Source organism: Amazonocrinis nigriterrae CENA67, from assembly GCF_016056305.1.
GTDB lineage: Bacteria > Cyanobacteriota > Cyanobacteriia > Cyanobacteriales > Nostocaceae > Amazonocrinis > Amazonocrinis nigriterrae.
This window is the reverse complement of record NZ_JAECZC010000001.1, coordinates 264,410-288,855: the sequence shown is the minus strand read 5'-3', so window position 1 is coordinate 288,855 and position 24,446 is coordinate 264,410. Positions and strand designations below refer to the sequence as shown.

Genomic DNA, 24,446 nt, shown 5'->3' with positions numbered 1-24,446 from the left:
CAATTTTTGAGTGAGAAGACCCAAGTAGCGATGGCTACGCCAACGCCTTCGGCGATCGCAGATTTCTCTCTCAGCAATGATTATGTATTTAGTTAACTGAATAATATCTTATTGTAAATGTTTGAAACAAAACATTGTTTTGTCTCTGATGCGGTTTGATGGAAAGTTTTATTTAAGACCTAGATTAGCGCTGCTAAATCCTACAGCCAAAACGCGATCGCAAGGTTTAATATTTTCTCATAAGTGAGAGTTATGAGATTTTTAGAATCTGGGGGTAGGGAGAATTAACCAAAGCCCCCAGTTTGTCATCTGAATCTAAAAACCTACGAACAACCTGACAACATTCAAGAGCGTGCCAAGAGGCCCTGAAATAACGCCTATACTATCACCAGCCTGAGCTATGCCAGAGCGGTTAACTACTATAACATCATTATTGCGGAGTATAGGATTAGTTTGCTCGTTAATTCCTTGAGAGAAGTCAACTTTGACTTGACGTTTAGTAACAGAACCATTGGGGTTCAGGCGAATCAAATCTACAGTGGCTCTGCTAGCTCTGGCATCGTTGAAGCCGCCAGCAGCGAGCAATGCTTGGTTTAAAGAGCTATTGGGCCGAATGTCTATGGCTCCTGGTTTTTTGACCTCACCTACTACACCAACCTGAATGGTGTTAGGAGACAAAGTAGTACTAGCTAATTGGGTTGCTTCTGCTGGGTTAATTTCTGTTGCGGTAGGAACAACAATTGTATCTCCGTCTTGTAAAACTATGTCTTGATTGACATCACCACTCTGCAATAATTGCCAGAGATTGATATCCACAGTTTGCTCTGAGCCGATTCTTGTATTTCGCCGTATTTTCAGATTACGAATATCGGCTTGTGATGTAATTCCCCCAGCTAATTGAATTGCCCTTGTCACAGTTGGCAAACCACTACCTGCGGCTCCACCCGCTTGTCCTGCTGCACCACCTGTGGTAGCGCCTGTGGTGACAAGATACGAGCCTGGACGATTAACTTCACCAACGATTGCTACTGTGCGGGGTGTATTTGGATCTGCGGCAAAGTTAGCTGCAAATAAATTGCGTGCTTCTGCTACATTTAAGGCGGTAGCAGTTGGCACAATAATTGTGTCTCCATCCCTTAAGGTAATATCTTGTGCTGTACTACCTGTCTGAATAATGTCTTTCAAATTGAGAATCGCAACTTGCTCAGCGTCGGGCCCTATCTTACGCCTGACTTTAACTTGAGTGACATCTGCTGCTAAGGTAACTCCTTGAGCTGAAGTTAGTGCTGCTAATACAGTTGGGTATTGTACGCCTGGGTTATTTCCTGCGCCTCCTTGCAAGCTCAGAGTATAAGACCCCGGACGTGTCACCTCACCAGCCACTAAAACATTTATGGGACGAGGTGATATAAGGTTAACTGAGATTAAAGGACGTTTGAGAAACTTAGAGTATTTTTCGGTAATTTTATCAGCAGCTTGTTCTGTTGTTAGCCCTTGAACTGGTACACTGCCAATTAGAGGTAGGTTGATCGCTCCACCGGGAGGAATTTGATATTCACCTGTATATTCAGGTACTTCAAATACGTTTACACGAATAAGATCCCCGCCTCCTAATAAATAATTTGTATTTAATTGTGTGGTTGGTGAGGCTGGTTGTGTAATAGCTGGTATTGTTTGCGTGTTAGGTATTACTGGTTGTCTATTAGGTATTACTGGTTGTCTATTAGGTATTACTGGTTGTCTATTAGGTAATACTGGTTGTCCTTGAGCTAGGCTGGCAGACGAAACGGCAGCATTGAAAGCTATGAACAAAGCCACACCTGCAACTGATTGGGTAAGGAATTTTAGCAAACCTGTGTTAAGCATATTTACCTAATACTCTTAGACGACCGTCGGTAAAGTGTTGTCAAAACATTTTATCTTGACTGTACTTAAATAGTTAAATTAACCGACAATCTTATTTTCGTAGAAAAATCAGATTTTCCGGAGGTTAATTGTTTATTAAGTTTGAATTTTTAGTAAAGTTAGCTTAAAGTTTATCTAGTGTCAATTCAGAATAACTTGAAATCGAATTGCTGTATTAGTTACTTTTGATACTACTTAATAAAAATTATATAGACAATAGTATAAATTAGTCTTTAAGTAATTAATAAAATCGGGATTAGGCAAAGATATTTTTTGATGAATGTTTGAACTGTGTAGCTCAAACTTTAGTAGCGATCGCAACTTGAAGTTTGTACATTGATTGTACACTTACATATTATGATAAATAATTAATTTGTGATTATTACTAATTAATATATTAATTATATTTTGACAAGATTGAATGAGATAGCTGGTAATTTTACAATCTATCCTGCTGAACACTAACTATTAATATTGAAGTTGGTGGTGAATATGAGATGGAGTTTTAAGAGGATGTTTTAAAAGTGTGCTGCAACAGGACTGACGCAACTGGCACATTGATCTAAAAACTGTTACATAGAACTAATTTAGCTCTAATGCTCATAAATCAAAGCTTACAAGCATTCGACTTTAATTGAACGTGAGTTCGACAGATTTAAAAGACCCCTCTCCAAACCTCTCCCCTGAAAGGAGAGAGGCTTTAAAAGCTTGATTTTTCGTTCTTTACCGAAGATGCTAAAGCCCCTCTCCGACGCGGAGAGGGGTTGGGGAGAGGTTCATCGAACTCACGTTAATTTAAGTATATGTGCCAGTTGACATTTTTTTGTGACACTTGCGTAAGTCTTATGCAAAAACAAGCTCTGCAACACATGAATAGACAGTAGGGGCGTACAGCTGTACACCCCCTACAAAATTAGGTATTTTGTGAAATAGTATTAGGCGAATGCAGCAGTTTTCACATCATTATTCGCCAGAATTTCTTGCAATTCTTCTGCGTCTACTGTTTCTTTATCAACAAGCAATTGTGCTAGTTGATCCAAAATGTGGCGGTTACTGACCAACACATCTTTAGCGCGTTGGTAGGCGACATCCACAAGTTTGCGGACTTCTTCATCGATGGCGGCGGCGGTTTCTTCAGAGAAATCGCGCTCTGACATGATATCGCGACCGAGGAACATGTTGCCTTGTTGACGACCAAGGGCGACTGGGCCGAGTTTGTCGCTCATGCCAAATCTTGTTACCATCTGACGTGCTACCCGTGCTACCTGTTGCAGATCGTTGGAAGCACCGGTGGTAACTTCTTCTTCACCAAAGATTAATTCTTCGGCAAGACGACCACCTAAAGCCACTGCCATCTGATTTTCCAGATAAGCACGGCTGTATAAACCAGTGTCCATGCGGTCTTCACTAGGGGTAAACCAAGTTAAACCACCTGCACGACCACGAGGAATAATACTAATTTTTTGCACTGGGTCATAGTCAGGCATCAAAGCACCAACTAAGGCGTGACCAGCTTCGTGATATGCAACCAAGGTTTTGCGTTTTTCGCTCATTACCCGGTCTTTCTTCTCTGGCCCAGCTAATACGCGGTCGATCGCGTCGTTGATTTCATCCATCGAGATTTCCGTCAAGTTACGCCGTGCTGCTAAGATTGCGGCTTCATTTAGCAGGTTGGATAAATCTGCACCGGTAAATCCAGGGGTACGACGGGCGATTTTATCCAAGTCCACATCTTTGGCCAAGGTCTTGCCACGAGCATGAACTTTGAGGATTTCCGAACGTCCAGAATAGTCGGGACGGTCTACAACGACTTGACGGTCAAAGCGACCAGGACGCAACAACGCTGCATCTAGGACATCGGGACGGTTGGTAGCGGCAATAATAATGATACCGGTGTTGCCTTCAAAGCCGTCCATTTCTGTGAGCAACTGGTTAAGGGTTTGTTCGCGTTCGTCGTTTCCACCACCTAAACCAGCACCCCGTTGACGACCTACGGCGTCGATTTCATCGATGAAGACGATACAAGGAGCGTTGGATTTGGCTTGCTCAAACAAATCGCGGACGCGGGATGCACCCACACCCACGAACATTTCTACAAATTCCGAACCGGAGATGGAGAAGAAAGGTACACCAGCTTCACCTGCTACAGCACGAGCTAAAAGGGTTTTACCTGTACCTGGAGGGCCGACTAACAATACACCTTTGGGAATTTTTGCACCAACTGCGGTGAAGCGATCGGCGTTTTTCAAAAAGTCTACAACTTCGTTTAATTCCAGCTTGGCTTGGTCAATACCAGCGACATCACCAAATGTAACTTGGGTTTGTGGCTCCATTTGGACTCTGGCTTTAGACTTACCAAAGTTCATAGCTTGGCTGCCTGGGCCATTTTGAGCGCGGCGTAGCAAGAAAAATAAGCCAACTAGAAGCAATACAGGGAAAAATAAGCTGCTTAGTGCCTTAAACCAAAATCCTTCATCGGTTTGGGGCAAAACAGAAATATCAACACCTTTTGCTGTGAGATTATTGATTAGGTCTGGGTCGTTGACCAGAGTTACTAGCTTTTTATTGGGGTCGTATTTGGGTGTGACTACGGCTGTAGAACGGTCTGCACTCAGGCTGACTCTTTCTACTCTGCCTTTCTCCACTTCTTGAATAAACTGACTGTATCGCCATGTCTCTCTGCTTTGGGGTTGCTTGTCAAAGAATGCGGTTCCCAATGCAATGACAACAATAAATAGCAGCGCGTACAGCCCCGCATTTCTCCATCGTTTATTCACCGAGGTCTATCCTCCTGTATTTTTCGTGCGTATGCGTAGCGTCTCTGAAAGAGAGGGGCATTTTTAAGAATTATGTTAACTTATCTTAAGGTATAACAGATTGGCGCTCATGTCATGCTAAAAAACCTCTTTATTTGCTGAAATTTAGGATGGTGGGGATTATATTGTAGCGACCCTGTAGGTTGATAAACGGTATGGATGGGGATAATTTCTACCACACTATTAGTGTAGGCGATCGCTTCTAAGTCTTGAGCTAACTCAGCCGTCCAAGGTGACTCATGTACGACCAAACCTTGATTTCGCAGCCAGTTCACAAGTTGCGATCGCACTATTCCCGGTAAAATCCCTGCTGTGAGAGGCGGTGTCCACCAACTACCATCGCGCCAGCCCCAAAGGTTGCCTGTGGTAGTTTCTAGCCAGTTACCTGCGGTATCGACTAAAATTGCTTCTTGGGCATCTTGTGGAACGCTAGTTTTTGCTAACCAAGGGCTGAGGTAATTTCCAGTTTTATGAGAAGCCAGAGAGCGATAATATTCCGACATTGCCAAACTTGTGGTAATGCCATGTGTTTGTTTTTCTGTTAAATCTTGTGGTAAGAACCTACCAGTTATCCACTCGCGCCCATCGGGAAAAACAGTGATTCTGAGGGTAGGGAAGTGTTGCATAATCATTTCTGCACCTTGACGTACACGCTCCCAGTCTGGTTGTTGCCAAACAAAAGTTTGTAGGGAGAAGCGTAGGCGATCGCAATGTAAGTCCCAATTGGTTAAACTACTATTGAGGGAGTTTCCATAAACTCGTAGCGTTGTAAAAACTGTTGCACCATATAGTAATCCCGGATCGTTAATGTCTAATTCTATGGTTTGGGATTGGATTAATTTACCGTTGTACCAAAAAATGTTATTTGTCATTTGTTAGTTGTCAGTTGTTAGTTGTCAGTTGTCATTTGTTAGTTGTTAGTTCTTGTTTTACTCCTGACCACTGACCACTGACCACTGACCACTGACCACTGACCACTGACCACTGACCACTGACCACTGACCACTGACTATCAACAATTTTTCAATCTTTTGGCGGAAATGTAATTTTGTAAGTGCCTTCTGGAGTTGGAATTACTTTGCCTCCTAAAGCCTCAATTTGGTTAATTGCTATTTTACGAGTTCTATCATCTATTTGATTATTTAATACCATTGCCCAAGTAGCAATTTGTGCATATTTACTATTAGGATTATGACTGAGAAATTCGGCAGTCCTCAAAGAATAATTAGCTACTGTTTTGCTTTCTTCATCAGAAAAATTGCTAGCCCAGGTTGCTGCCATAATAAAAGATTCTTTAGCAGCTTGAGAATTTCCTAGAAACAGTAATTCATCAATTCCTTTATAACGCCAAATATAATAATATTTTTCTGGAAGTTTTGGAGATAATGATTTTAAGCCTTTCTCCATCAATTTTATCGCTCTTTCTGGCATGGCAGCATATAGTGAAGTACTAGTAGAAAGACTTTGATAAGCTGCTAAAAATCGAGGGTCGCGTTCTAGAATTACTTCAAAATATTCTGGACTTAGACTGTAACCTGTTTTGGCGCGTGCTTCATCATCACCAAAATATTGTAAGAAGTTGAGATACACCCAATCTGCAATCAAGTTATCATAACCAAAACTAGGCATTTGCTTCAGCAGATTAAGTCTGATATTTTCTAATTTTATGTCTTTTTCTAGAACTTCTAAGGAAGTAGCATGGTTGGTAGCTAGCAATTTTTGTAGTTTAGGAAATTGAATTAGTCCAACGCCTAAAATACATACAAAGATAACAAAAGGTGCGATTAGAGCTTGGCGAGATAACAACCACATATTTTTCTTGTTTTTTATGGTATAGACACCTCATTGTATACACTAGGTTTCACATCAGTAGATTTTAGGTAGCATTAACGTTTGATAAGTTTTATTGAGAATACTTGAGCAATATTTTTTACCATCAAAGTGCTAAATTAGCCTATTTCAACTGCTTTATACTCTTTGTCACCCAGTCAAGTAAGTAAAAGAGAAGAGTAACTATGACTTAAAAATAGAAGAAATCAAATCTGTGTGTAGTATTTGACTGAAGAATCTCACAAATATACTTCAAGTACTATTGCTAATGCTAACTTTACTTTTCTTTATAAAGACTTTCTACAATCATTAAGTAGTTTTGAGTTAACTTACTTTTTTTAAGTGAATTCACTGACTTACTTAAACGTAATATAGAATTATACTTTGTTTGTAATTAAACCTGCCTGTACCGCAATCATATGGAAACTACAGCTACAGAAAATAGAGAAAGTAATGGTCAAGCTATTACCACAAAAGTAAATGATTTTGAAACTATAATTACTAATCTCAATGCTGACAGAAAAGGATTTAACTTTGATGACATTACTGATGCTATTAAGAAAGCAATAGTTGACGTTGTTCAGCTAGAGATTACAACTTGGGTTTCAGAGCCATCTACTGAATCAGATTACGAACTACAAAATAGGCAAGAATTTCCTAAATCAGGCAATCGAATGCATACGATCATCAATCTTGTGAATGGTGATATCAAAAATGAAGTTGGTAGTCAATTTGTTGGTAGTGGCCCCTATGCAGAACTGCGTGAATTTCATTTAAGTCAAGTTAAAGAAAGTCAGGAGATTATTCAAAAGAATATCGAAACAGTGCATAAAATATATGACATTTTGGTGGAAATGCTAAAATCTCGCAAAAATTCACAAGAATCAGGGTCTCGTATTTAGATTTTATTGATTCACTTATATATTAACTCAAATACCTACAGTAAATTAGACCAAACTGTAGGCTAATTTGTTGGTCATTTTATATGTCAATAAAAAGCTAAAGTTAAAATTACTTTACAACTTCAGAGGTTGTCTTATGTCTAATAGTAAAGATATTGTTTACATGCAAAATACAAATAATATTCAACCAGAAAACCGAGCAACAAAAATATTAAACAAATTATTAACATCTGTGCAGTCATTAGTTGATGATATCACAGCTTTGGAAGTGAATACTATGGTTGTGGATAAAATTAATGCTTCAAAATTTAACGCTTGGGAAGCATATTTAAAAATTTATTCTATCAATGATAAAGATTATTTTGAGAATAAAGGTATTCCTGAGGAACTGCATCAGCGTTATCAAAATTTATTTGCACAATTAGAAAGGGAATATTTTTATATTCTCATCGATTCCGATGATAATTTGACTCCAGAGCAGAATGAAAAAATACAAAGATATCAAAAACGTTTGGAAATGAAAAAACAAAAGAATCAAGACATAATTGAAAGTGACCCAAATTATATATCATTGGCTCGACCAATATTACCTGCTCCATCTCCTATTGTAGATGAAAATTCTTCTGAAGATAATCAAAAGCAACTAAAAGAGTGGAAAAAAAATCTTCAAGAAATCCAAAAACTTCTGAATAATGATAAATTTGTGCGTACTCTTCGGAAAATGGCTGAACTGAGAGCTGCACTTAATAGTGGTGATGTTCATAGTACTGAGATTGATATCATTTACGCCCAAACTGTCATGCAGCTAGATGGAGATATTATTACTAGATATCATAAAGACCTGTTTTCGTTATCTGAAGATGCTAAAAACTTAATTTTGAAAGCACATAACGAAGGAGTTGTTGCTGGTGAAAAACAGTGGCGTGGAACATTTAGTTTTTTGATTAATTTAGTACAAAATATTGCTACTTTTACTTCTAATGGGCGCAGTTATTAGGAAAATAGATAATCTAAATCGTAATCAAGCTGATACTGCTATTTCTCTTTTTCTACAAATTCCTCAAGGCGATCGCTTGGAAATTTGGATTAAAGAATCACAGTATAATTTTTGTTTGAATGAGACGATTATTGAGCAAATTCAGCAGGCACAAAAAACAGGTAGTACTTTGTATATACCCCTCAGCCTGCTGATTCCCCTCTGGTACTACACTTGTGTGAGTTATAATGTTGTGCCAGAAGAACCAGGAAAACAAATTAAAAATTCAAATTATCCTAAAAAAATACAACCCCTGCCTATTTTTTATAGGAATCTAATATTTAAAATCATCAAATTAATTTTCAATAAAAATTTTCGCAAAGAAATCATACTACAGACAGAATTCACTTTTAATTCTTACTATATACCAGAAGAATCTGCTGCTACAGTTAAAAACGAAGAACCTGTTTTACAAAGTATTATTTTTTTCAATGGTGATGTTTTTCATAAAATTCAGAAAGACTTTTTAGAAACTAATTCACAAATTTCAGATATTATTTCTGCTCATTATTGGCTGAGTGAACAAGTGCTGAGCTACTTTCAGACTAACTTGAATCTATTAGTTTGGGAGGTAGCTGCATTTGTACCTGCGGGTTTTTTAGCGCATGATCTGTATCCAAAAAATTGGGGATTATCAATTATTACTTGGGTAGCAGCAGTTATAGGGTTTGTTACTACACGTTTTTGGCTAATAGGTCAGCGGCAAAAACTTACTAGTATTAACTCTAAATATTTAGATTATTTGGTGTGGGGACTTTTTTCTTTAATTCCTGCTGTTATTAATATTGTTAGGATTAATGGCTTGCAGGCATTAATCATCATGGTTTTGTCTTTGATTTTACCGCTAGTATCCAAACGCCTTTTAGCTTTTATCTGGCCACAATTAGGTAAAGTATTATTGCGCCGTTTATTATCTTAAATGTGGTTGTTGACTGATGACTTTTGTGTGTCTATTTGACTGTAGTGTAGTCTCTTTTTTACATTTTTAAAAATTGATAGCATTGTTGAGCGATCGCCCAATCTTCTTGAGTATGAATTACTAATATCCGCACTGCCGAATCAGGGGTAGCAATATCTTGATCAACAGGCTTTTGCTGATTTTTCTGGGAGTCAATTTTTAGTCCCAAAAATTCAAAGCCTTCACAAGCAGCTTGGCGGATTTCTGGAGAGTGTTCACCTACGCCTGCGGTAAACACTAAAACATCCAATCCCCCTAAACTAGCAAGCATTGTACCAATACCAGACCGCAAGCGATGGACGTAGATATCCAAAGCAAGTTTAGCGCGATCATTGCCTTGGGCGATCGCTTCCATCACCTGACGCATATCGCTGGATACTCCCGAAATTCCTCGTAATCCCGAAGCTTTATTCAGCAAATAATCCAAGCTTTCGCCAGAGTAATTAGCATACTGCATCAGATAAATCAGAATCCCTGGATCAACCGAACCAGAACGACTACCCATCATCAATCCATCTAAGGGCGTAAATCCCATAGTTGTATCAATGCTTTGACCGTTTTTAATCGCCGCTAAAGAACAACCATTACCCAGATGGCAAGTGATGATCCGCAAAGATGCTAAATCTTCACCAAGCATATCAGCAGCACGTCCAGAGCAGTACTGATGACTGATACCATGAAATCCGTAGCGGCGGATACCTTGGTCTACCCACTCATAGGGGCCGGGATAGATGGCTGCTGCATCGGGTAGAGTGGCATGAAAGCCAGTATCAAAAACTGCTATTTGAGTGACTTTTCCTAAGCTTTGCTCAATTGCCTCTATTCCTTCTAAAGCAGCTGGATTGTGTGCTGGGGCTAGTTTAGACCAATCAGCGATCGCCTTTTTGACATCCTCAGTAATTATCACTGGCTGTCGGTAATTTTGCCCACCATGCACTACACGATGTCCCACCACATCGATTTCTGATAACTGATCAATTACCTTAGTGGCACCATCACTGAGAGTATTTAGTATATAAGTAAGGTGGGTGCGTCGGGAGTCACCAGAGATTGATTCTTGCAGCATTTCACCCGTAGCAGTTTTAACCTCAATTTCTGCTACACCGTGGTCTTGCGTCCAGTTAACTTTCCCTTCCGAAAGAGGCTGGGGTGCTTCCTGAGGAAGACCCTCATCTGCAATCTCATACAGACAACTTTTTTGGCTGCTTGAGCCAGCATTGAGTACTAGTATCTTCATATGGCAACGAGAAACTAAGCTGCTCTCATCATGTTACATTGCTATGTTTGCTGGCAGGAGTCTGATACTAATTCGTAATTCGTAATTCGTAATTCGTAATTGTAGAGATGATTCGGCGAATCGTCTGTACTCACATATGGTCTGGGTTTTAGGGTTTGGATGTGTTGCCCAATCTTTAGAAAATTGGTCTGAACGACTAGAAGTCGCAGTTCATCTCTATTCCTCTGCGTCCTCTGCGTCCTCTGCGGTTCGTAAAAAATTAGTTATTATACTAATTCCTGGTCGTAATTAAAACACATTTATAATTTATCACTATGTTGGCGACTGTTGAAGAAATCGCGAAAATTCCTATCTTTAGTAATTTGAAATTAGAAGAGTTAGAGCAACTACAACCCCATACAGAAGTACGAAAATATTTGCATGAAGAAATTATTTTTCATGAAGGAGATCACATAGCAGCACAACTTTATACTGTGCTTTCTGGTAAAATTAAAGTTAAGAAAACTGCTGCAACAGGAAAAGAAACAATTTTAAGAGTTTTACCAGCAGGAGAAATTTTTGGCGCACCAGCTTTGTTTGATGATCCACCCGTTGCACCTGCAACTATAATTGCTGAACAAAATTGTCAGATTCTCACTGTGAAGCGAACAGCTTTGTTGTCAGTGATTCAGCAAACTCCAGAAATAGCATTGCGGATTATGCATGTCCTCAATCAACGCCTTCAGGAACTCCAGAATACTGTACATGGGTTAATTTCAGAACGAGCAATTGTCCGCTTGGCGAAGTTGATTTTATACAATAGTTTACAGTATGGAACTGAACCAGTTAAAGAAGGGCAATATTTAAAAGTAAAACTGCCTTACTATGAAATGTCCCGGAAAGTGGGAATTACTTATGAAGAATGCGTCCGTTTAATCAAAAGTTTAGAATCTGTGGTGGATTATCGACGAGGTGGGAAAATCACCATTTTGGATGTAGAAGCTTTAAATGCGATCGCGAGTGGTGAAGACTAAGAATTAATAGGACAATTTCCCCAAAACTACACAAGCAATTGCTGTAATACCATTTCATGAAATACCTGCTACAGTAGGGGCGTACAGCTTCTCATTATTTAGAGTCTATGTGCAGAAACCTTAAAACTCTCTCCCCTGCACCCCTGCACCTAAAGCACCCCTGCACCCTTCATGAAAAGTCTTTACCTACACATAATTTAACCCCTTCTCTGAGCTAGCTCATAGTCATTAATATCAATATCCTTTAAATTGAAGTTAATCAAGATTCCAACTGAGTAAAGAAAGAATGGTTAGCCAAAAAACAATAGATATCGTGAAGTCTACAGCACCTGTCTTAAAAAAGAACGGTCAGCAAATTACGACTCGGATGTATGAAATTATGTTTCATAACCATCCAGAGATTAAAGAACAATTTGATATGTCTGCTCAAGCAAATGGTTCTCAACCAGCAAAGTTGGCTTCAGCAGTTTATAGTTATGCTACTCAAATAGATAATCTACCTGCTTTAACTTCAATGGTCGAAAAAATTGCCCATCGTCATGTAGATACTCATGTTTTACCAGAACAATACCCGATTGTCGGAGAGAGTTTGCTGCAAGCAATCAAGGATGTATTAGGTGAAGCAGCCACAGAAGAAGTAATGGCAGCTTGGACAGAAGCTTATCAAGCCTTGTCTGAAGTTTTCATTAACAGAGAAGATAATATCTATAGGGATGAATTGGCAACTCAAACGCCCTAGTTAACATATGAAGTGGCTTCTGTCTCAAATTAATATTTTTTACATATTTAAATGGAAGCGGCTGTTGTTTTTGATAATTTGACTAATAAATGCGATCATCTTGATCGCATTTTGTTTTATAGAAAAGCCTTTTGCAATTCTGTTGAAAAAGGGTAAAAGAAAGGAGAAAATTCTCTTTCCTTTACCCTGGCACTTTTTCTAACTTTTGCAATAAGTTTTGATGACTATCATCATTCACTTGCTAGTGGCTGACTACTACCTCTTCTTCAAGGCGAGTTAGTCTTTGTGCCAACAGTTTTTCTAATTCTTCCAACGCTTTAGTAAAGCCTTGAATACCTTCTGATAGTTTGTCAGTTGCCATGCGGTCAGCAGCGTGCAATTGATCAAAGGTAGCTTTGTCGATGGATATCTTTTCAACTTCCAGGTCTGCTACTTTGGCGGGGTCAAGTTTGCGTGGTAGTTCGCCGATGGTCGCTTGTAATTCAGCTAAAAGTGACGGAGAAATTGTTAGCAAGTCACAACCGGCAAGTTCGGTAATTTCGCCGACGTTGCGGAAGCTGGCCCCCATAACTTCGGTTTTGTAACCAAATTTCTTGTAGTAGTTGTAGATTTTGGTGACTGACAAAACTCCTGGATCTTCAGCAGAAGGGTAGCTATCCCGTCCAGTATCTTTCTTGTACCAGTCGAGAATGCGTCCGACGAACGGAGAAATCAAGGTGATACCGGCTTCTGCACAGGCGATCGCTTGGTGCAAACCAAATAACAATGTTAAGTTACAATGAATACCTTCTTTCTCCAGAATTTCCGCAGCGCGAATGCCTTCCCACGTAGAGGCAATTTTAATCAGCACGCGCTCTGGGCCAATTCCCGCAGCTTTGTATTGGGCAATCAATTCTCTAGCTTTAGTGACAGTCGCTTCTGTATCGTAGGACAAGCGAGCATCTACTTCTGTGGAGACTCTTCCGGGGATAATTTGTAAAATCTTCAATCCGAAGGCTACTGCTAGACGATCAAAAGCTAGAGAAACCACCTGTGCTTGGCTGGCTCCTGCTCCTGCATCTTTCTTGGCCTGGAGTAAAGTTTGATCAACAATTTCTTGATACTCCGGCATCTGGGCCGCAGCAGTAATCAGTGAGGGATTGGTGGTAGCGTCTTGGGGTTTGAACTTCTCGATAGCCTGAATATCCCCTGTATCTGCAACCACAACAGTCATTTGGCGCAATTGTTCTAGTAAAGTCTTAGACATAAAAGCCTCCGTGATGTTTTTTTTAGGATTTACCCTATTCCCTCTTTTTTAAATTCGTTCCTGCTCCTTACAATTCTGATTTTGGCAATTTTTCTTAACTATTGCCGTCTTTTACTAGCTTCAGCCTCATGTCAGGGGATGAGGGGGATGAGGAGGATGAGGAGGATGAGGGGGATGAGGGGGATGTAAGAGAATAATAGTTCTTCCCCCACTCCCTCATCTCCTCCCACTCCCTCATATCCTCCACTCCCTCACCTCCCCTCACTCTCTCAGCCTTATTCTAGATGCCCTATGCAGTAATTGGCTGTCCAATAGAATGCACTTTAATTAAACTAGTTGTTCCTGATTTACCAATTGGCACGCCAGAGGTAATTACCACTTTGTCACCTTCGTTCACCAAACCCATGTCTAGGACTGTGTTCACCACATTCATAAACATTTCTTCAGCATGATGGACTGGCGGAATGAGTAAGGGTATCACACCCCAAGAAAGAGCTAGCTGATGGTAAGCAGTTTTATCAGGAGTCAGGGCAATGATTGGCGTGGTTGGTCGGTATTTAGACACTAGTTGCGCTGTACCCCCTGAAGAGGTGTTACAAAGAATTGCCTTCGCGCCGGTTTCATAGGCGATGCGACACACTGCTTCTGCCACAGATTCTGTGACGCTGAGACTACCTGCTTCATGACACCATGCATGTCTGCTACCTTCTTGCAAAGACTTTTCTGTCCGTACAGCGATATTGTGCATTACTTCTACGGCGGCGGTGGGGAATTGCCCCACGGCAGTTTCACCAGAAAGCATGACTGCATCCGTACCATCCAAGATGGAGTTGGCAACATCGGTGGCTTCGGCACGGGTGGGATCGGGGGCGCTAATCATGGACTCCAGCATTTGCGTAGCTGTAATCACTGGCTTACCAGCTTGATTACAACGGCGAATAATATCTTTTTGAATCAGCGGTACTTCATGAATGGGCACTTCCACCCCCAAATCACCACGGGCTATCATGATGCCGTCGGCAACTTTGAGGATAGAATCAATTTGCTCTACTGCTTCTGGTCGTTCGATTTTGGCAATCAAGCGAATCGAAGCACCAGCTGCTTCAATCATGCGCTGGGCAGGTTCTAAGTCTTGTGGCGATCGCACAAAGGAAACTGCCACCCAATCCACACCCAACTGAATCCCAAAACGCAAATCCATCAAGTCTTTTTCTGTAATGGAACTTACAGGTAAGGGAGTTTCTGGTAAATTTACGCCTTTATGAGTGGAAATTAAGCCGCCAATCTTCACCAGCGCTCGAATTTTATCAGCATCGCGATCGCTAACTATCAATTTGACGCGACCATCATTAATCAAAATTGATTCGCCTGGACGCACCATTGCAAACAAAGTTGGTAATGGTAGCGGCAGTTCGTCAATACTATCGCCTTTCTCTTGCAAGACAAAAGTAACTTCATCGCCAGCTTCGACTTTTAGCCCTTCTGGTGGTAGGGTTCCCAAGCGAATCTTGGGGCCACACAAGTCTTGCATGATGGCGATCGGCTTTTGCTTCTCAGTACTAATCTGCCGCAGATGCCTGGCAGTTTGAGCATGAAATTCATAGGCACCGTGAGAGAAATTCAGCCGTGCCATGTTCATCCCAGCTTCTACCAAAGCTTGTAGCCGATCAGGTGCAGATGTAGCAGGGCCAACAGTACAGATAATTTTGGTTCGGCGCATAGGGATTAGGGGGTTGAGGAATAACCTGCAACATGGACGCTTTGTGCTTGTGCGATCGCCTAGCTCATCCATATTACAGGTGTTTCATATTACTGCTGTTCTATGTAAAAATACTTTTTATTCAGTTCTTGCAGTCATATATCATTTGTCCCAAATCCCGAAAGTTGGTAGTTAGTTGTTAGTTGTTAGTTGTCAGTTGTTTATGTAATTGTTAACTCCTAACTCCTAACTCCTAACTCCTAACTCCTAACTTTTAATTAATTAAACTGCGGCGCCCACGGGAGCGAGTTGTTCTTTCTGTGCCATCGCCAAAATTAGGTCAACTACACGATTCGAGTAGCCCCACTCGTTGTCATACCAAGCAACTACCTTAAAGAAGTTGGAATTTAGTTCGATTCCAGCACCAGCATCGAAGATACTAGAGTGACTATCACCTTGAAAATCGGTAGAAACCACTTCTTCATCGGTGTAACCTAAAATACCTGCTAACGGCCCTTCTACAGCTTGCTTCATCGCCGCACAGATTTCTTTGTAACTGGTAGCTTTGGCAGTTTTGAAGGTTAAATCAACCACAGAAACATCGGGAGTGGGTACTCGGAATGCCATACCTGTTAACTTGCCCTTCAATTCTGGTAAAACTAGTGCCACAGCTTTAGCTGCACCAGTGGAAGAAGGAATGATATTTTGGGCTGCGCCTCGACCACCGCGCCAGTCTTTTTTACTGGGGCCGTCTACGGTTGGCTGGGTGGCAGTCATGGCGTGGACTGTGGTCATCAACCCTTCGGTCAAACCAAAGTTATCATTGATGACTTTAGCGATAGGAGCCAGACAGTTGGTGGTACAGCTAGCATTGGAGACAATTGTATCTTTGCTAGGGTCAAATAGGTGATGATTGACACCAACTAGCAAAGTAGGAACCTTTTCTGGATCTTTAGTAGGAGCGGAAATTACCACTCGCTTTGCACCAGCTTTCAGGTGGTTTGTTGCTCCTGCATGGTCGGTGAACAATCCTGTAGATTCTACAACATAATCTACACCTAATTGTCCCCAAGGTAATTCTGCCGGATTTCTTACCGACACGCAAGGGATAAAATGCCCATCAATAACAATACCGTCATCTTTGGCTTCAATTTTGTTGTTCAACTTACCATGCGTTGAATCATACTTCAAAAGGTAAGCAAGGTTATCTGGTGGTACTAGGTCGTTAATGCCTACAAACTCGATATTGGGGTTGTTGAGTCCAGCGCGAAGCACAAGCCGTCCGATGCGGCCAAATCCATTGATGGCAACTTTCAACTTCGTCAAAATTAAACCTCCTGTCGTGGAAAGCTGAAGAAAAAAACAAGGTTAAAAGTCAACGGGTCGCGGCGTTAGCCAAGTACAAACATCAGAGTCCCTAACCAGATTTTGAATTGGTTGGAGATGAACGCCGCTCCGTGACTGGGTACTGGGTACTAGGTACTGGGAAATTGTGACAAAATTCGGGAGGGGTTTGAACCGCCTTCCATCATTTTTCTGTTTTAAACCCAATACCCAATCCCTAATCACCCTTCGGGTTCGCCAGTCGCTCATGGGGGACTCGGGGCCCCCACGACCGAAGGGAGTGGGGATTGGGGGAGAACCCCCAATCCCCTTACGGGTTCGGCAGTTACTCCACTTGGTGAGGGAGTTGCCGTCTTGGCGCTTTGCGTCGATGGCAAACTCCCGAACCCGAAGGGAGAAACCCCAAGACCGTACTGCCTCACCGCGCTGGCTCACCAGTCCCCAGTCCCCTTTACAAGAAATTGCTTTTTACTCTTTACTTATAACGATCCTGACAGTATCAGTCGGTTAAAGCATATTTGCTTGGCATATTTTAAGGTTTGCACAACCTTCACTTACATCCCTCTCTGACTCAAAAAGATTTATTGTGAAGTGATATTACAAACCTTGCAAAAATATTTAGAAATTGTCAGCAAGCCAAACATGGTTCTAACGTAGAACCTATAGGAGAGACTTGAGGCAAATATGATGAACAAGAATAATATTCAAAACTATCGGTTTGTCTGTACCCTGACATTTGGTGATATATACGGTCAAATAATTGTTTGGTTAATCACAATTACTATAAGTTTGGCATCGGCTTTGGCGTTGATGGGTGCCAGACGACCAGTTTATGCCTTAGCAACGGTGGGACTTGTAGTGCTGCTATCGTTGCCTTTCTTGCTATTTGCTTTTGTGACTACATTATTAAATCATATTGAATTAGTTTCTGTAGACGCAAATACAAAAACTGAACCTATACCTGGGAATGTTTCCCAGCAAAAACCTATACAAGCAACTAGCTGAAGAGTTAGTAGGGACGCCATACCTTGCGCCCCTACAGGAGTTTGGAAGCTGAAATTATGTCCCTGTCTCTAGGCAGGGAATTTTTTTGTAGAGACGCGATCGCAGTTGGTAGGGTAGCCAGTGCGTTGCGGTGTTAGCGTAGCGATCTTCGACGTAGGAGCGTCAGGGGTCGCAGACAGGCGCGGTGAGGCAGTCCGGTCTTGGGGTCTCACGCCACTCCCTTTGGCTGTCGGGAGACCCGCCCACGGGGGTGGCTCCCCAAGTGGAGGAACTGCCGTTAGCAAGAGCGGTAGCGTTAGCGAAGCGGTAGCGAGGAACGAGCGTCGGTACGAGCGTCACCCGTAAGGGTTTCCGGCGATCGCTCTTGAGAGCGCGATTTTCGACGCAGGAGCGTCACCCCCGATCTTCGCAGCAGTAGCGAGCTTGCGAGCGTCACCCGTTCGCTCTCCTGCGTTTCCGTTCGCGGCCTTCGTCTTTGAAGGAGAAGGGTAGGGAGGTTTCCTCCGTTGAGTGCAACTGGCGTTGTTTTGTCGTGTAGCGCAACGCACCAACACTAATTTACCGTGCGTTAGGACGTTCCGTCCATAATGCAGCCTCCATGCTTTTAGCCAGAGAATGAAAATGAGGAGAGACGATTGCTCCTCTCGTATCCTACAAACTCTGTAGGATATAATAAAATCTAGGTATGGTAAATCTAACACTGACGCTAAAACTTCCATTTTATCGACTCAATCAGGCCAAAGCGGTTGAGTTTGATCGGCTAACTGCTATCAATACTCAAGTTGCAAATGAACTGTTGCAGATTGATATTAAGGAGCGAAAAAAGCTAACTAGTGCGGCATTTCATCATGTTGAGATTGGTTCAATGTGGATCAATCAAACAATCAGGAATGCCAATGCAAAAACTAAAGTTAAGAAGTTCAAGCAGATGTGGCTTGAGGTGAATAACCAAGGTTTTGAGATTTTCAGAGCGGGAGATTTATACACGGTTTCTTTCAGCCTTTATCGAGGCATAAAAGGCCGCATCCCTATTTCTATTCATCAAGCTTCCCATACTGATATTTTGGACAAACTAATTTCTCTTGAAGCCAAATTAGGTTCTCTAAAACTCTGTAAGTCCAAAAAAGGTATTTGGTATGCACTCATTTCTGTGTCGATGGATGTTCCCGACGCAAGTGAAGTTAAAGGCTGGATGGGAGTGGATAGAGGACAAAATAATATTGCTGTTGCTGCACTGCCAAAGGGGTTTGGTAAATTCTGGAAAGGTGGACGGGTCAAGCAGTTGAGAAGACAATTTTAACGCACTCGCTGCCGACTCCAGCAAGCTAATCAAATCAAAGAAGTAAAGCGACTAGAGCAACGTGAAAGACGTATCATCACCCATATTAACCATGTCATTTCAAAGCAATTGGTACAGTTGGCCAAAGACTTTGGAATGGGATTAAGGTTTGAGAATTTGTCTGGTTGTCGTCAGACAATGAAACAGAAGAAGAAAACTAAATCTGATGCTGCTAAAAACCGAGATACATGGGCATTTTATCAGCTTGAATTGTTTATTAGATATAAAGCAATTCGTGCAGGTGTACCGATTGAATCTGTACCAGCACCATATACAAGTAAATCTGATCACCGTAATGGTGTTCTGGGTGTCAGAAATGGTGATTGGTTCAGAGGATTAGACGGGTATCGTTGTAACGCTGATTGGAATGCTTCACAGAATATAGGTCAATGGGTAGGTTTTTCATGCCCTTTGGATTTTCAGAAAGCTGTAGCTGTAATGGCTATAGTTGATGTAGAGGGTGGGGTCAATGACAGTCCCCAATTAGTGTGAACTGTCTAATCGGGTGGATTTATCCCCCGATTAGACAACTGCTAGAATCACCGTCGATTTATCGTGGTGAGTGTCAAAATAGAACAGCAGTTATTTGCGATCAACGTCTAAGTATGTTGGAACATGATGTGATTATTGTTGGGGGTGGGTTGGCGGGATGTCGCGCGGCTGTGGAAATTGCCCGAACTGACCCCCAATTAAATATTGCTGTGGTTGCTAAAACCCATCCGATTCGTTCTCACTCGGTGGCTGCACAAGGTGGTATGGCTGCATCACTAAAAAATGTGGATTCACAAGACAGCTGGGAAGCACATGCTTTTGATACTGTTAAGGGTTCTGATTACTTAGCAGACCAAGATGCAGTGGCAATTCTCACCAAAGAAGCCCCAGATGTAGTGATTGACCTGGAACACATGGGTGTTTTGTTCTCTCGTTTGCCGGATGGTCGCATTGCCCAACGGGCTTTTGGTGGACATTCCCACAACCGCACTTGCTACGCTGCTGATAAAACTGGTCACGCGATTTTACACGAATTAGTTAACAATCTGCGGCGTTACGGCGTACAAGTATATCAAGAATGGTACGTCATGCGTCTGATTTTGGAAGAAGGACAGGCTAAGGGTGTGGTGATGTTCCATCTTTTAGATGGGCATATAGAAGTTCTGCGGGCAAAGGCAGTAATGTTTGCTACAGGAGGTTATGGTCGCGTTTATAACACCACCTCTAATGATTACGCATCTACAGGTGATGGTCTAGCAATAACCGCGATCGCTGGTTTGCCCTTGGAAGATATGGAATTTGTGCAATTTCACCCCACTGGCTTGTATCCGGTAGGAGTGCTGATTTCCGAAGCTGTGCGGGGAGAAGGTGCTTATTTAATCAACTCCGACGGCGATCGCTTTATGAAAAATTATGCGCCTAGCCGCATGGAATTAGCTCCTCGTGATATTACCTCACGAGCGATCGCTTATGAAATTCGCGCTGGTCGTGGTATTCATTCTGATGGTAGGGCTGGCGGGCCGTTTGTCTACCTGGATCTGCGTCACATGGGCAAAGAAAAAATTATGAGTCGTGTCCCCTTCTGTTGGGAAGAAGCACACCGCTTAGTTGGTGTTGACGCTGTGACTCAGCCTATGCCAGTACGCCCTACCATTCACTATTGCATGGGCGGGATACCAGTGGATACTGACGGACGAGTTCGTAGTAGTGGCGATAATTTTGTTGATGGCTTCTTTGCTGCTGGTGAAACAGCTTGTGTTTCCGTACATGGTGCCAATCGTTTGGGGAGTAATTCGCTACTAGAGTGTGTAGTTTATGGTAAGCGGACTGGGGCTGCGATCGCTCAATATGTGCAAAAACGTAAGTTACCCACTGTAGATGAGCAAAGTTACATTACAGAAGCCCAGCAACAAATCCAAGCCTTGTTAGAACAGCCAGGACAGTATCGGATTAATCGAGTCCGTCAAGCCTTCCAAGATTGTATGACTGAATACTGCGGCGTTTTCCGCACTGAAGCATTAATGCGTGAAGGTTTACAAAAGCTAGAAGAATTACAACAACAATATCCAAAAATTTATCTAGATGATAAAGGCAGTTGTTGGAATACAGAAATTGTAGAAGCTTTAGAATTGCGGAGTTTGATGGTAGTAGGTCAGACGATTTTAGCATCAGCCCTAAATCGCCGAGAAAGTCGCGGCGCACACTTCCGTGAAGATTATTCGCAACGAGATGATGCTAATTTCCTACAACACACAATGGCTTACTATTCACCTGCAGGTATTGATATTCAATATCGCCCAGTGACTATTACTATGTTTGAGCCACAGGAAAGGAAATATTAAACAATGATAAATCGAGGGGACTGTAACCGCCTCGTCCACCTCGATTAAAAACAGGAGTATAAATTTTATAACTATTGACCAGAGCCTATCTGTTTTTAAATCACATGCGCGAGATAAAAAAAGATTTATGCAAGAAGTCCATTGTAAACGCTGAAAATAGAGGGGAGTGAAGAGTTAAAAGTTATAAATAATGAATTTTAACTCCTAACTCCGCGCCTCCTAACTACTAACTTTTGATTTAATTACTTTCCAAAGCCCTTACCGCGACTTGTGGAAGGTAAACAAATGCAGTTTTCTAATTGAGTGAGTAAAGTCTCACGATCTAGATTTTGACCAATCAACACTACCTGGTTTTTTGGTTGACCTTTCCACTCATCATCATCCAAAGTAAAGCGCTTACCACACAAGTGGAAAATATGACGCTTCGGACTTTCATCAAACCACATAATCCCCTTTGCCCGGAAGATATTTGTAGGTAATTGATTATCTAAGAAATATTGAAACTTCCTAATAGAAAAGGGTTTATCACTCTGAAAAGATATTGAGGTAAAACCATCATTTTCTAAATGGTCGGAATGATGGTGATGATGGTGGTCATGATCGTGGTGGTCATGACCGCACGCTGAATGATCGTGGTCGTGGTCGTGGTGGTCATGGTCGTGATGGTCGTGATCGTGATGAGCATGATCGTGGTCATGGTCGTGGTGATCATGCTCATCAGTAGCATCAAAATACTTATCAGACTCAAACAGACCGACGCTGAGAATTAAAGGTAGTGGCACTTGCGATCGCGTGGTGCGTATGATTCTCGCTCCTTCTTTGACTTCATCAATTTTCCTTTCTAACTCGTTTAAAGTGGATTCTTCAACCAAATCAGTCTTGTTGAGCAGAATAATATCACCATAGGAAATTTGACTATAAGCCGCCTGAGAATTGAATAAATCCAGGCTGTAATTTGCTGCATCTACCACAGTGATAATCGAATCCAGACGAGTTAAATCTCGTAATTCTGTACCGAGAAATGTCAGAGCAACAGGCAAGGGGTCAGCTAGTCCAGTTGTTTCTACGACCAAATAATCTAGATTTTCTTGGCGTTCTAAAACTTTGTAAACGGCCTCTACTAAATCATTATTAATAGTGCAGCAAATACAACCGTTATTCAGTTCCACCATGTTCTCTCCAGTGGAAACAATTAACTCGTTGTCGATGCCTATTTCACCAAATTCATTGACTAGAACCGCAGTTTTCAACCCTTGTTGGTTGTTCAGAATATGATTGAGTAAAGTCGTCTTGCCACTACCGAGAAACCCAGTAATAATTGTTACTGGCATTCCTTGTTTGGGCGCATCCATTGCTTGAGATTCAGAAGTAACGGCTGATTGCATAGCGCTGTTGTCAAAAAGTCAAAAAATTAGGAGAAAATTCTGTAGACACTTGTGCGAGTTTCCGTAGAGTACAAGAAATTCACAAAGGTAGCGCAGAGAGTCCAGAAAACACTAGCATAGTGATGCTGGACTGTCATCCCAGCTGCTTTACCCTATTATTGCGTATCTCTCTATTTCAGCATTACTCTGTTATGACCCTAACCCTCTACAATACCCTCACTCGTCGTCAGGAACCTTTCACAACAGTCGAACCAGGCAAAGTTAAGATGTATTACTGCGGCGTGACGGTTTATGACTACTGTCATTTGGGTCATGCTAGAGCTTGCATTGTTTGGGACGTAGTGCGCCGATACCTGAAGTTTATCGGCTATGAAGTGCGCTACATCCAGAATTTTACCGATATTGACGACAAGATTCTCAATCGCGCACGTCAAGAACATTCAACGATGGAAGCTGTGGCCGATCGCTTTATCAAAGCATATTTTGAGGATATGACCCGCTTAGGCATCAAGGAAGCCGATGAATATCCCCGTGCTACCCACACAATGGATGGCATTCAGCGGTTAATTCACGAATTGGAAAATAAAGGCTTTGCTTACCCGGCTGACGGCGATGTTTATTATGCAGTGCGGCAGTTTTCTGAGTATGGTAAACTTTCTGGACGCAAATTAGAAGATTTGCGAGCGGGTGCAAGCGATCGCGTTAACGTCGAAGATCCAGAATATCAAAAGAAAAAAGACCCCTTTGATTTTGCCTTGTGGAAAGCAGCAAAAGCAGGAGAACCCGCTTGGCAATCTCCTTGGGGTGCTGGTCGTCCAGGGTGGCATATCGAATGTTCCGCGATGGTGCGCGATCGCCTTGGCGAAACCATCGATATCCACGCTGGCGGCGAAGATTTAGTTTTCCCCCACCATGAAAATGAAATCGCTCAATCTGAGGCGGTGACAGGCAAACCCTTATCTCGTTACTGGCTACACAACGGTATGGTAAAGGTAGATGGTGAAAAAATGTCCAAATCTTTGGGCAACTTTACCACCATCCGCGACTTACTAGACCGAGGAGTTGACCCAATGGCAGTGCGGTTATTTGTGCTGACAGCACAATACCGTAAACCCATCGATTTTACCCATGAAGCCCTCACTGCTGCTACCAACGGTTGGCACACCCTTAAAGAAGGTTTACTCTTTGGCTACCAGTATGGGGAAAAACTTGGTTGGGGAGTAGAGAATTCTTCCCTACTCACTGAAACTGTTGAACGCTTTTGTGAAGTTGTCAATGATGACTTTAATTTTCCTGGTGGGTTAACAGTGCTGTTTGAATTAGCTAAAAAACTACAACGCGAGGGAAATATCTTCGTGCATCAAGGAAAAACCGAAACACCACCTGATGAGTTAAAAAAACAGTGGCATACACTGGTGACTTTAGCAGGAGTGTTGGGTTTAGAAGCCAAAAAAGAAGCGGAAACTACCACCAGTGTTGGCCCAAGCGATGCCGAAATTGAAGCGAAAATTCAGCAAAGACAACAAGCACGTCAAGCTAAGAATTTTGCAGAGAGCGATCGCATCCGTAATGAACTCTTAGCACAAGGAATTACCCTTATTGACAGTCGCGATGGCACTCGATGGCATCGTAATTAGGCTAGGGACTGGGTACTGGGAA

General features: G+C 42.0%; 20 protein-coding genes. 10 read left to right on the top strand and 10 right to left on the bottom strand.

Going from position 1 to position 24,446, the window contains the following annotated elements:
• Positions 1 to 315: 315 nt before the first annotated feature.
• The 4 genes from I8748_RS01205 to I8748_RS01190 all read right to left on the bottom strand — a co-directional run bounded on the left by I8748_RS01205 (position 316) and on the right by I8748_RS01190 (position 6,533).
• Positions 316 to 1,866 carry a polysaccharide biosynthesis/export family protein gene (locus I8748_RS01205; RefSeq protein ID WP_198122864.1) on the bottom strand — a complete coding sequence of 517 codons (1,551 nt, stop codon included), beginning with the start codon at positions 1,864 to 1,866 and terminating at the stop codon, positions 316 to 318.
• Positions 1,867 to 2,840: 974 nt separating this feature from the next.
• On the bottom strand, positions 2,841 to 4,682 hold the full coding sequence (gene ftsH3 / locus I8748_RS01200; RefSeq protein ID WP_198122863.1) for an ATP-dependent zinc metalloprotease FtsH3: 1,842 nt from the start codon (positions 4,680 to 4,682) through the stop codon (positions 2,841 to 2,843).
• A 107-nt stretch (positions 4,683 to 4,789) separates the two neighbouring features.
• A complete protein-coding gene (locus tag I8748_RS01195; RefSeq protein ID WP_198122862.1) occupies positions 4,790 to 5,593 on the bottom strand; it encodes an aminotransferase class IV in 804 nt (267 codons plus the stop codon).
• 151 nt (positions 5,594 to 5,744) lie between these two features.
• A complete protein-coding gene (locus I8748_RS01190) occupies positions 5,745 to 6,533 on the bottom strand; it encodes a hypothetical protein (RefSeq protein WP_198122861.1) in 789 nt (262 codons plus the stop codon).
• Between the two features lie 437 nt (positions 6,534 to 6,970).
• Between I8748_RS01190 and I8748_RS01185 the strand changes: the two genes are divergently transcribed.
• The 3 genes from I8748_RS01185 (at position 6,971) to I8748_RS01175 (ending at position 9,408) form a co-directional block, all read left to right on the top strand.
• A complete protein-coding gene (locus I8748_RS01185; RefSeq protein ID WP_198122860.1) occupies positions 6,971 to 7,453 on the top strand; it encodes a hypothetical protein in 483 nt (160 codons plus the stop codon).
• Positions 7,454 to 7,589: 136 nt separating this feature from the next.
• A complete protein-coding gene (locus tag I8748_RS01180) occupies positions 7,590 to 8,450 on the top strand; it encodes a hypothetical protein (protein ID WP_198122859.1) in 861 nt (286 codons plus the stop codon).
• Between the two features lie 76 nt (positions 8,451 to 8,526).
• A complete protein-coding gene (locus tag I8748_RS01175) occupies positions 8,527 to 9,408 on the top strand; it encodes a hypothetical protein (protein ID WP_198122858.1) in 882 nt (293 codons plus the stop codon).
• 58 nt (positions 9,409 to 9,466) lie between these two features.
• Here the strand turns inward: I8748_RS01175 and I8748_RS01170 are convergent, their stop codons facing one another.
• Entirely contained in the window at positions 9,467 to 10,684 is a 1,218-nt protein-coding gene (locus I8748_RS01170; protein WP_198122857.1) for an acetate kinase, read from the bottom strand.
• Positions 10,685 to 10,998: 314 nt separating this feature from the next.
• On the opposite strand from I8748_RS01170, the gene I8748_RS01165 reads away from it, so the two are divergent.
• Together I8748_RS01165 and I8748_RS01160 are read left to right on the top strand one after the other, a co-directional pair.
• A complete protein-coding gene (locus I8748_RS01165) occupies positions 10,999 to 11,697 on the top strand; it encodes a Crp/Fnr family transcriptional regulator (protein ID WP_198122856.1) in 699 nt (232 codons plus the stop codon).
• Positions 11,698 to 11,983: 286 nt separating this feature from the next.
• The gene (locus I8748_RS01160; RefSeq protein WP_198122855.1) at positions 11,984 to 12,436 is read left to right on the top strand and encodes a globin domain-containing protein; all 453 of its coding nucleotides are present in this window, start codon (positions 11,984 to 11,986) and stop codon (positions 12,434 to 12,436) included.
• Positions 12,437 to 12,677: 241 nt separating this feature from the next.
• On the opposite strand, the gene I8748_RS01155 is transcribed toward I8748_RS01160, so the two are convergent.
• The 3 genes from I8748_RS01155 to gap all read right to left on the bottom strand — a co-directional run bounded on the left by I8748_RS01155 (position 12,678) and on the right by gap (position 16,707).
• Entirely contained in the window at positions 12,678 to 13,682 is a 1,005-nt protein-coding gene (locus I8748_RS01155; RefSeq protein WP_198122854.1) for a transaldolase, read from the bottom strand.
• Between the two features lie 289 nt (positions 13,683 to 13,971).
• On the bottom strand, positions 13,972 to 15,402 hold the full coding sequence (gene pyk / locus I8748_RS01150) for a pyruvate kinase (protein WP_198122853.1): 1,431 nt from the start codon (positions 15,400 to 15,402) through the stop codon (positions 13,972 to 13,974).
• A 261-nt stretch (positions 15,403 to 15,663) separates the two neighbouring features.
• Positions 15,664 to 16,707, bottom strand: coding sequence for a type I glyceraldehyde-3-phosphate dehydrogenase (gene gap, locus I8748_RS01145; RefSeq protein ID WP_198122852.1), 1,044 nt, complete (start codon positions 16,705 to 16,707; stop codon positions 15,664 to 15,666).
• A 705-nt stretch (positions 16,708 to 17,412) separates the two neighbouring features.
• On the opposite strand from gap, the gene I8748_RS01140 reads away from it, so the two are divergent.
• On the top strand, positions 17,413 to 17,730 hold the full coding sequence (locus tag I8748_RS01140; protein WP_096558289.1) for a hypothetical protein: 318 nt from the start codon (positions 17,413 to 17,415) through the stop codon (positions 17,728 to 17,730).
• A 295-nt stretch (positions 17,731 to 18,025) separates the two neighbouring features.
• Here I8748_RS01140 and I8748_RS01135 read toward each other — a convergent pair whose 3' ends face one another.
• The gene (locus I8748_RS01135) at positions 18,026 to 18,166 is read right to left on the bottom strand and encodes a hypothetical protein (protein WP_198122851.1); all 141 of its coding nucleotides are present in this window, start codon (positions 18,164 to 18,166) and stop codon (positions 18,026 to 18,028) included.
• 249 nt (positions 18,167 to 18,415) lie between these two features.
• On the opposite strand from I8748_RS01135, the gene I8748_RS01130 reads away from it, so the two are divergent.
• From I8748_RS01130 to I8748_RS01120, 3 genes are all read left to right on the top strand, one after another.
• A complete protein-coding gene (locus I8748_RS01130; protein WP_198122850.1) occupies positions 18,416 to 19,030 on the top strand; it encodes a hypothetical protein in 615 nt (204 codons plus the stop codon).
• A 33-nt stretch (positions 19,031 to 19,063) separates the two neighbouring features.
• The gene (locus tag I8748_RS01125) at positions 19,064 to 19,561 is read left to right on the top strand and encodes a zinc ribbon domain-containing protein (protein ID WP_198122931.1); all 498 of its coding nucleotides are present in this window, start codon (positions 19,064 to 19,066) and stop codon (positions 19,559 to 19,561) included.
• Between the two features lie 113 nt (positions 19,562 to 19,674).
• On the top strand, positions 19,675 to 21,402 hold the full coding sequence (locus tag I8748_RS01120; RefSeq protein WP_198122930.1) for a succinate dehydrogenase/fumarate reductase flavoprotein subunit: 1,728 nt from the start codon (positions 19,675 to 19,677) through the stop codon (positions 21,400 to 21,402).
• Positions 21,403 to 21,644: 242 nt separating this feature from the next.
• Here the strand turns inward: I8748_RS01120 and I8748_RS01115 are convergent, their stop codons facing one another.
• Positions 21,645 to 22,787 carry a CobW family GTP-binding protein gene (locus tag I8748_RS01115; RefSeq protein WP_198122849.1) on the bottom strand — a complete coding sequence of 381 codons (1,143 nt, stop codon included), beginning with the start codon at positions 22,785 to 22,787 and terminating at the stop codon, positions 21,645 to 21,647.
• Positions 22,788 to 22,978: 191 nt separating this feature from the next.
• On the opposite strand from I8748_RS01115, the gene cysS reads away from it, so the two are divergent.
• Positions 22,979 to 24,424, top strand: coding sequence for a cysteine--tRNA ligase (gene cysS, locus I8748_RS01110; RefSeq protein WP_198122848.1), 1,446 nt, complete (start codon positions 22,979 to 22,981; stop codon positions 24,422 to 24,424).
• Positions 24,425 to 24,446 lie beyond the last annotated feature (22 nt).

Excerpts from the sequence above, each read along its gene's own strand:
- I8748_RS01205 (WP_198122864.1), bottom strand. The coding sequence starts at position 1,866 with ATGCTTAACACAGGTTTGCTAAAATTCCTTACCCAATCAGTTGCAGGT.
- I8748_RS01195 (WP_198122862.1), bottom strand. The coding sequence starts at position 5,593 with ATGACAAATAACATTTTTTGGTACAACGGTAAATTAATCCAATCCCAA.
- I8748_RS01190 (WP_198122861.1), bottom strand. The coding sequence starts at position 6,533 with ATGTGGTTGTTATCTCGCCAAGCTCTAATCGCACCTTTTGTTATCTTT.
- I8748_RS01185 (WP_198122860.1), top strand. The coding sequence starts at position 6,971 with ATGGAAACTACAGCTACAGAAAATAGAGAAAGTAATGGTCAAGCTATT.
- I8748_RS01180 (WP_198122859.1), top strand. The coding sequence starts at position 7,590 with ATGTCTAATAGTAAAGATATTGTTTACATGCAAAATACAAATAATATT.
- I8748_RS01170 (WP_198122857.1), bottom strand. The coding sequence starts at position 10,684 with ATGAAGATACTAGTACTCAATGCTGGCTCAAGCAGCCAAAAAAGTTGT.
- I8748_RS01165 (WP_198122856.1), top strand. The coding sequence starts at position 10,999 with ATGTTGGCGACTGTTGAAGAAATCGCGAAAATTCCTATCTTTAGTAAT.
- I8748_RS01160 (WP_198122855.1), top strand. The coding sequence starts at position 11,984 with ATGGTTAGCCAAAAAACAATAGATATCGTGAAGTCTACAGCACCTGTC.
- I8748_RS01155 (WP_198122854.1), bottom strand. The coding sequence starts at position 13,682 with ATGTCTAAGACTTTACTAGAACAATTGCGCCAAATGACTGTTGTGGTT.
- pyk (WP_198122853.1), bottom strand. The coding sequence starts at position 15,402 with ATGCGCCGAACCAAAATTATCTGTACTGTTGGCCCTGCTACATCTGCA.
- I8748_RS01140 (WP_096558289.1), top strand. The coding sequence starts at position 17,413 with ATGAACAAGAATAATATTCAAAACTATCGGTTTGTCTGTACCCTGACA.
- I8748_RS01130 (WP_198122850.1), top strand. The coding sequence starts at position 18,416 with ATGGTAAATCTAACACTGACGCTAAAACTTCCATTTTATCGACTCAAT.
- I8748_RS01120 (WP_198122930.1), top strand. The coding sequence starts at position 19,675 with ATGTTGGAACATGATGTGATTATTGTTGGGGGTGGGTTGGCGGGATGT.
- I8748_RS01115 (WP_198122849.1), bottom strand. The coding sequence starts at position 22,787 with ATGCAATCAGCCGTTACTTCTGAATCTCAAGCAATGGATGCGCCCAAA.
- cysS (WP_198122848.1), top strand. The coding sequence starts at position 22,979 with ATGACCCTAACCCTCTACAATACCCTCACTCGTCGTCAGGAACCTTTC.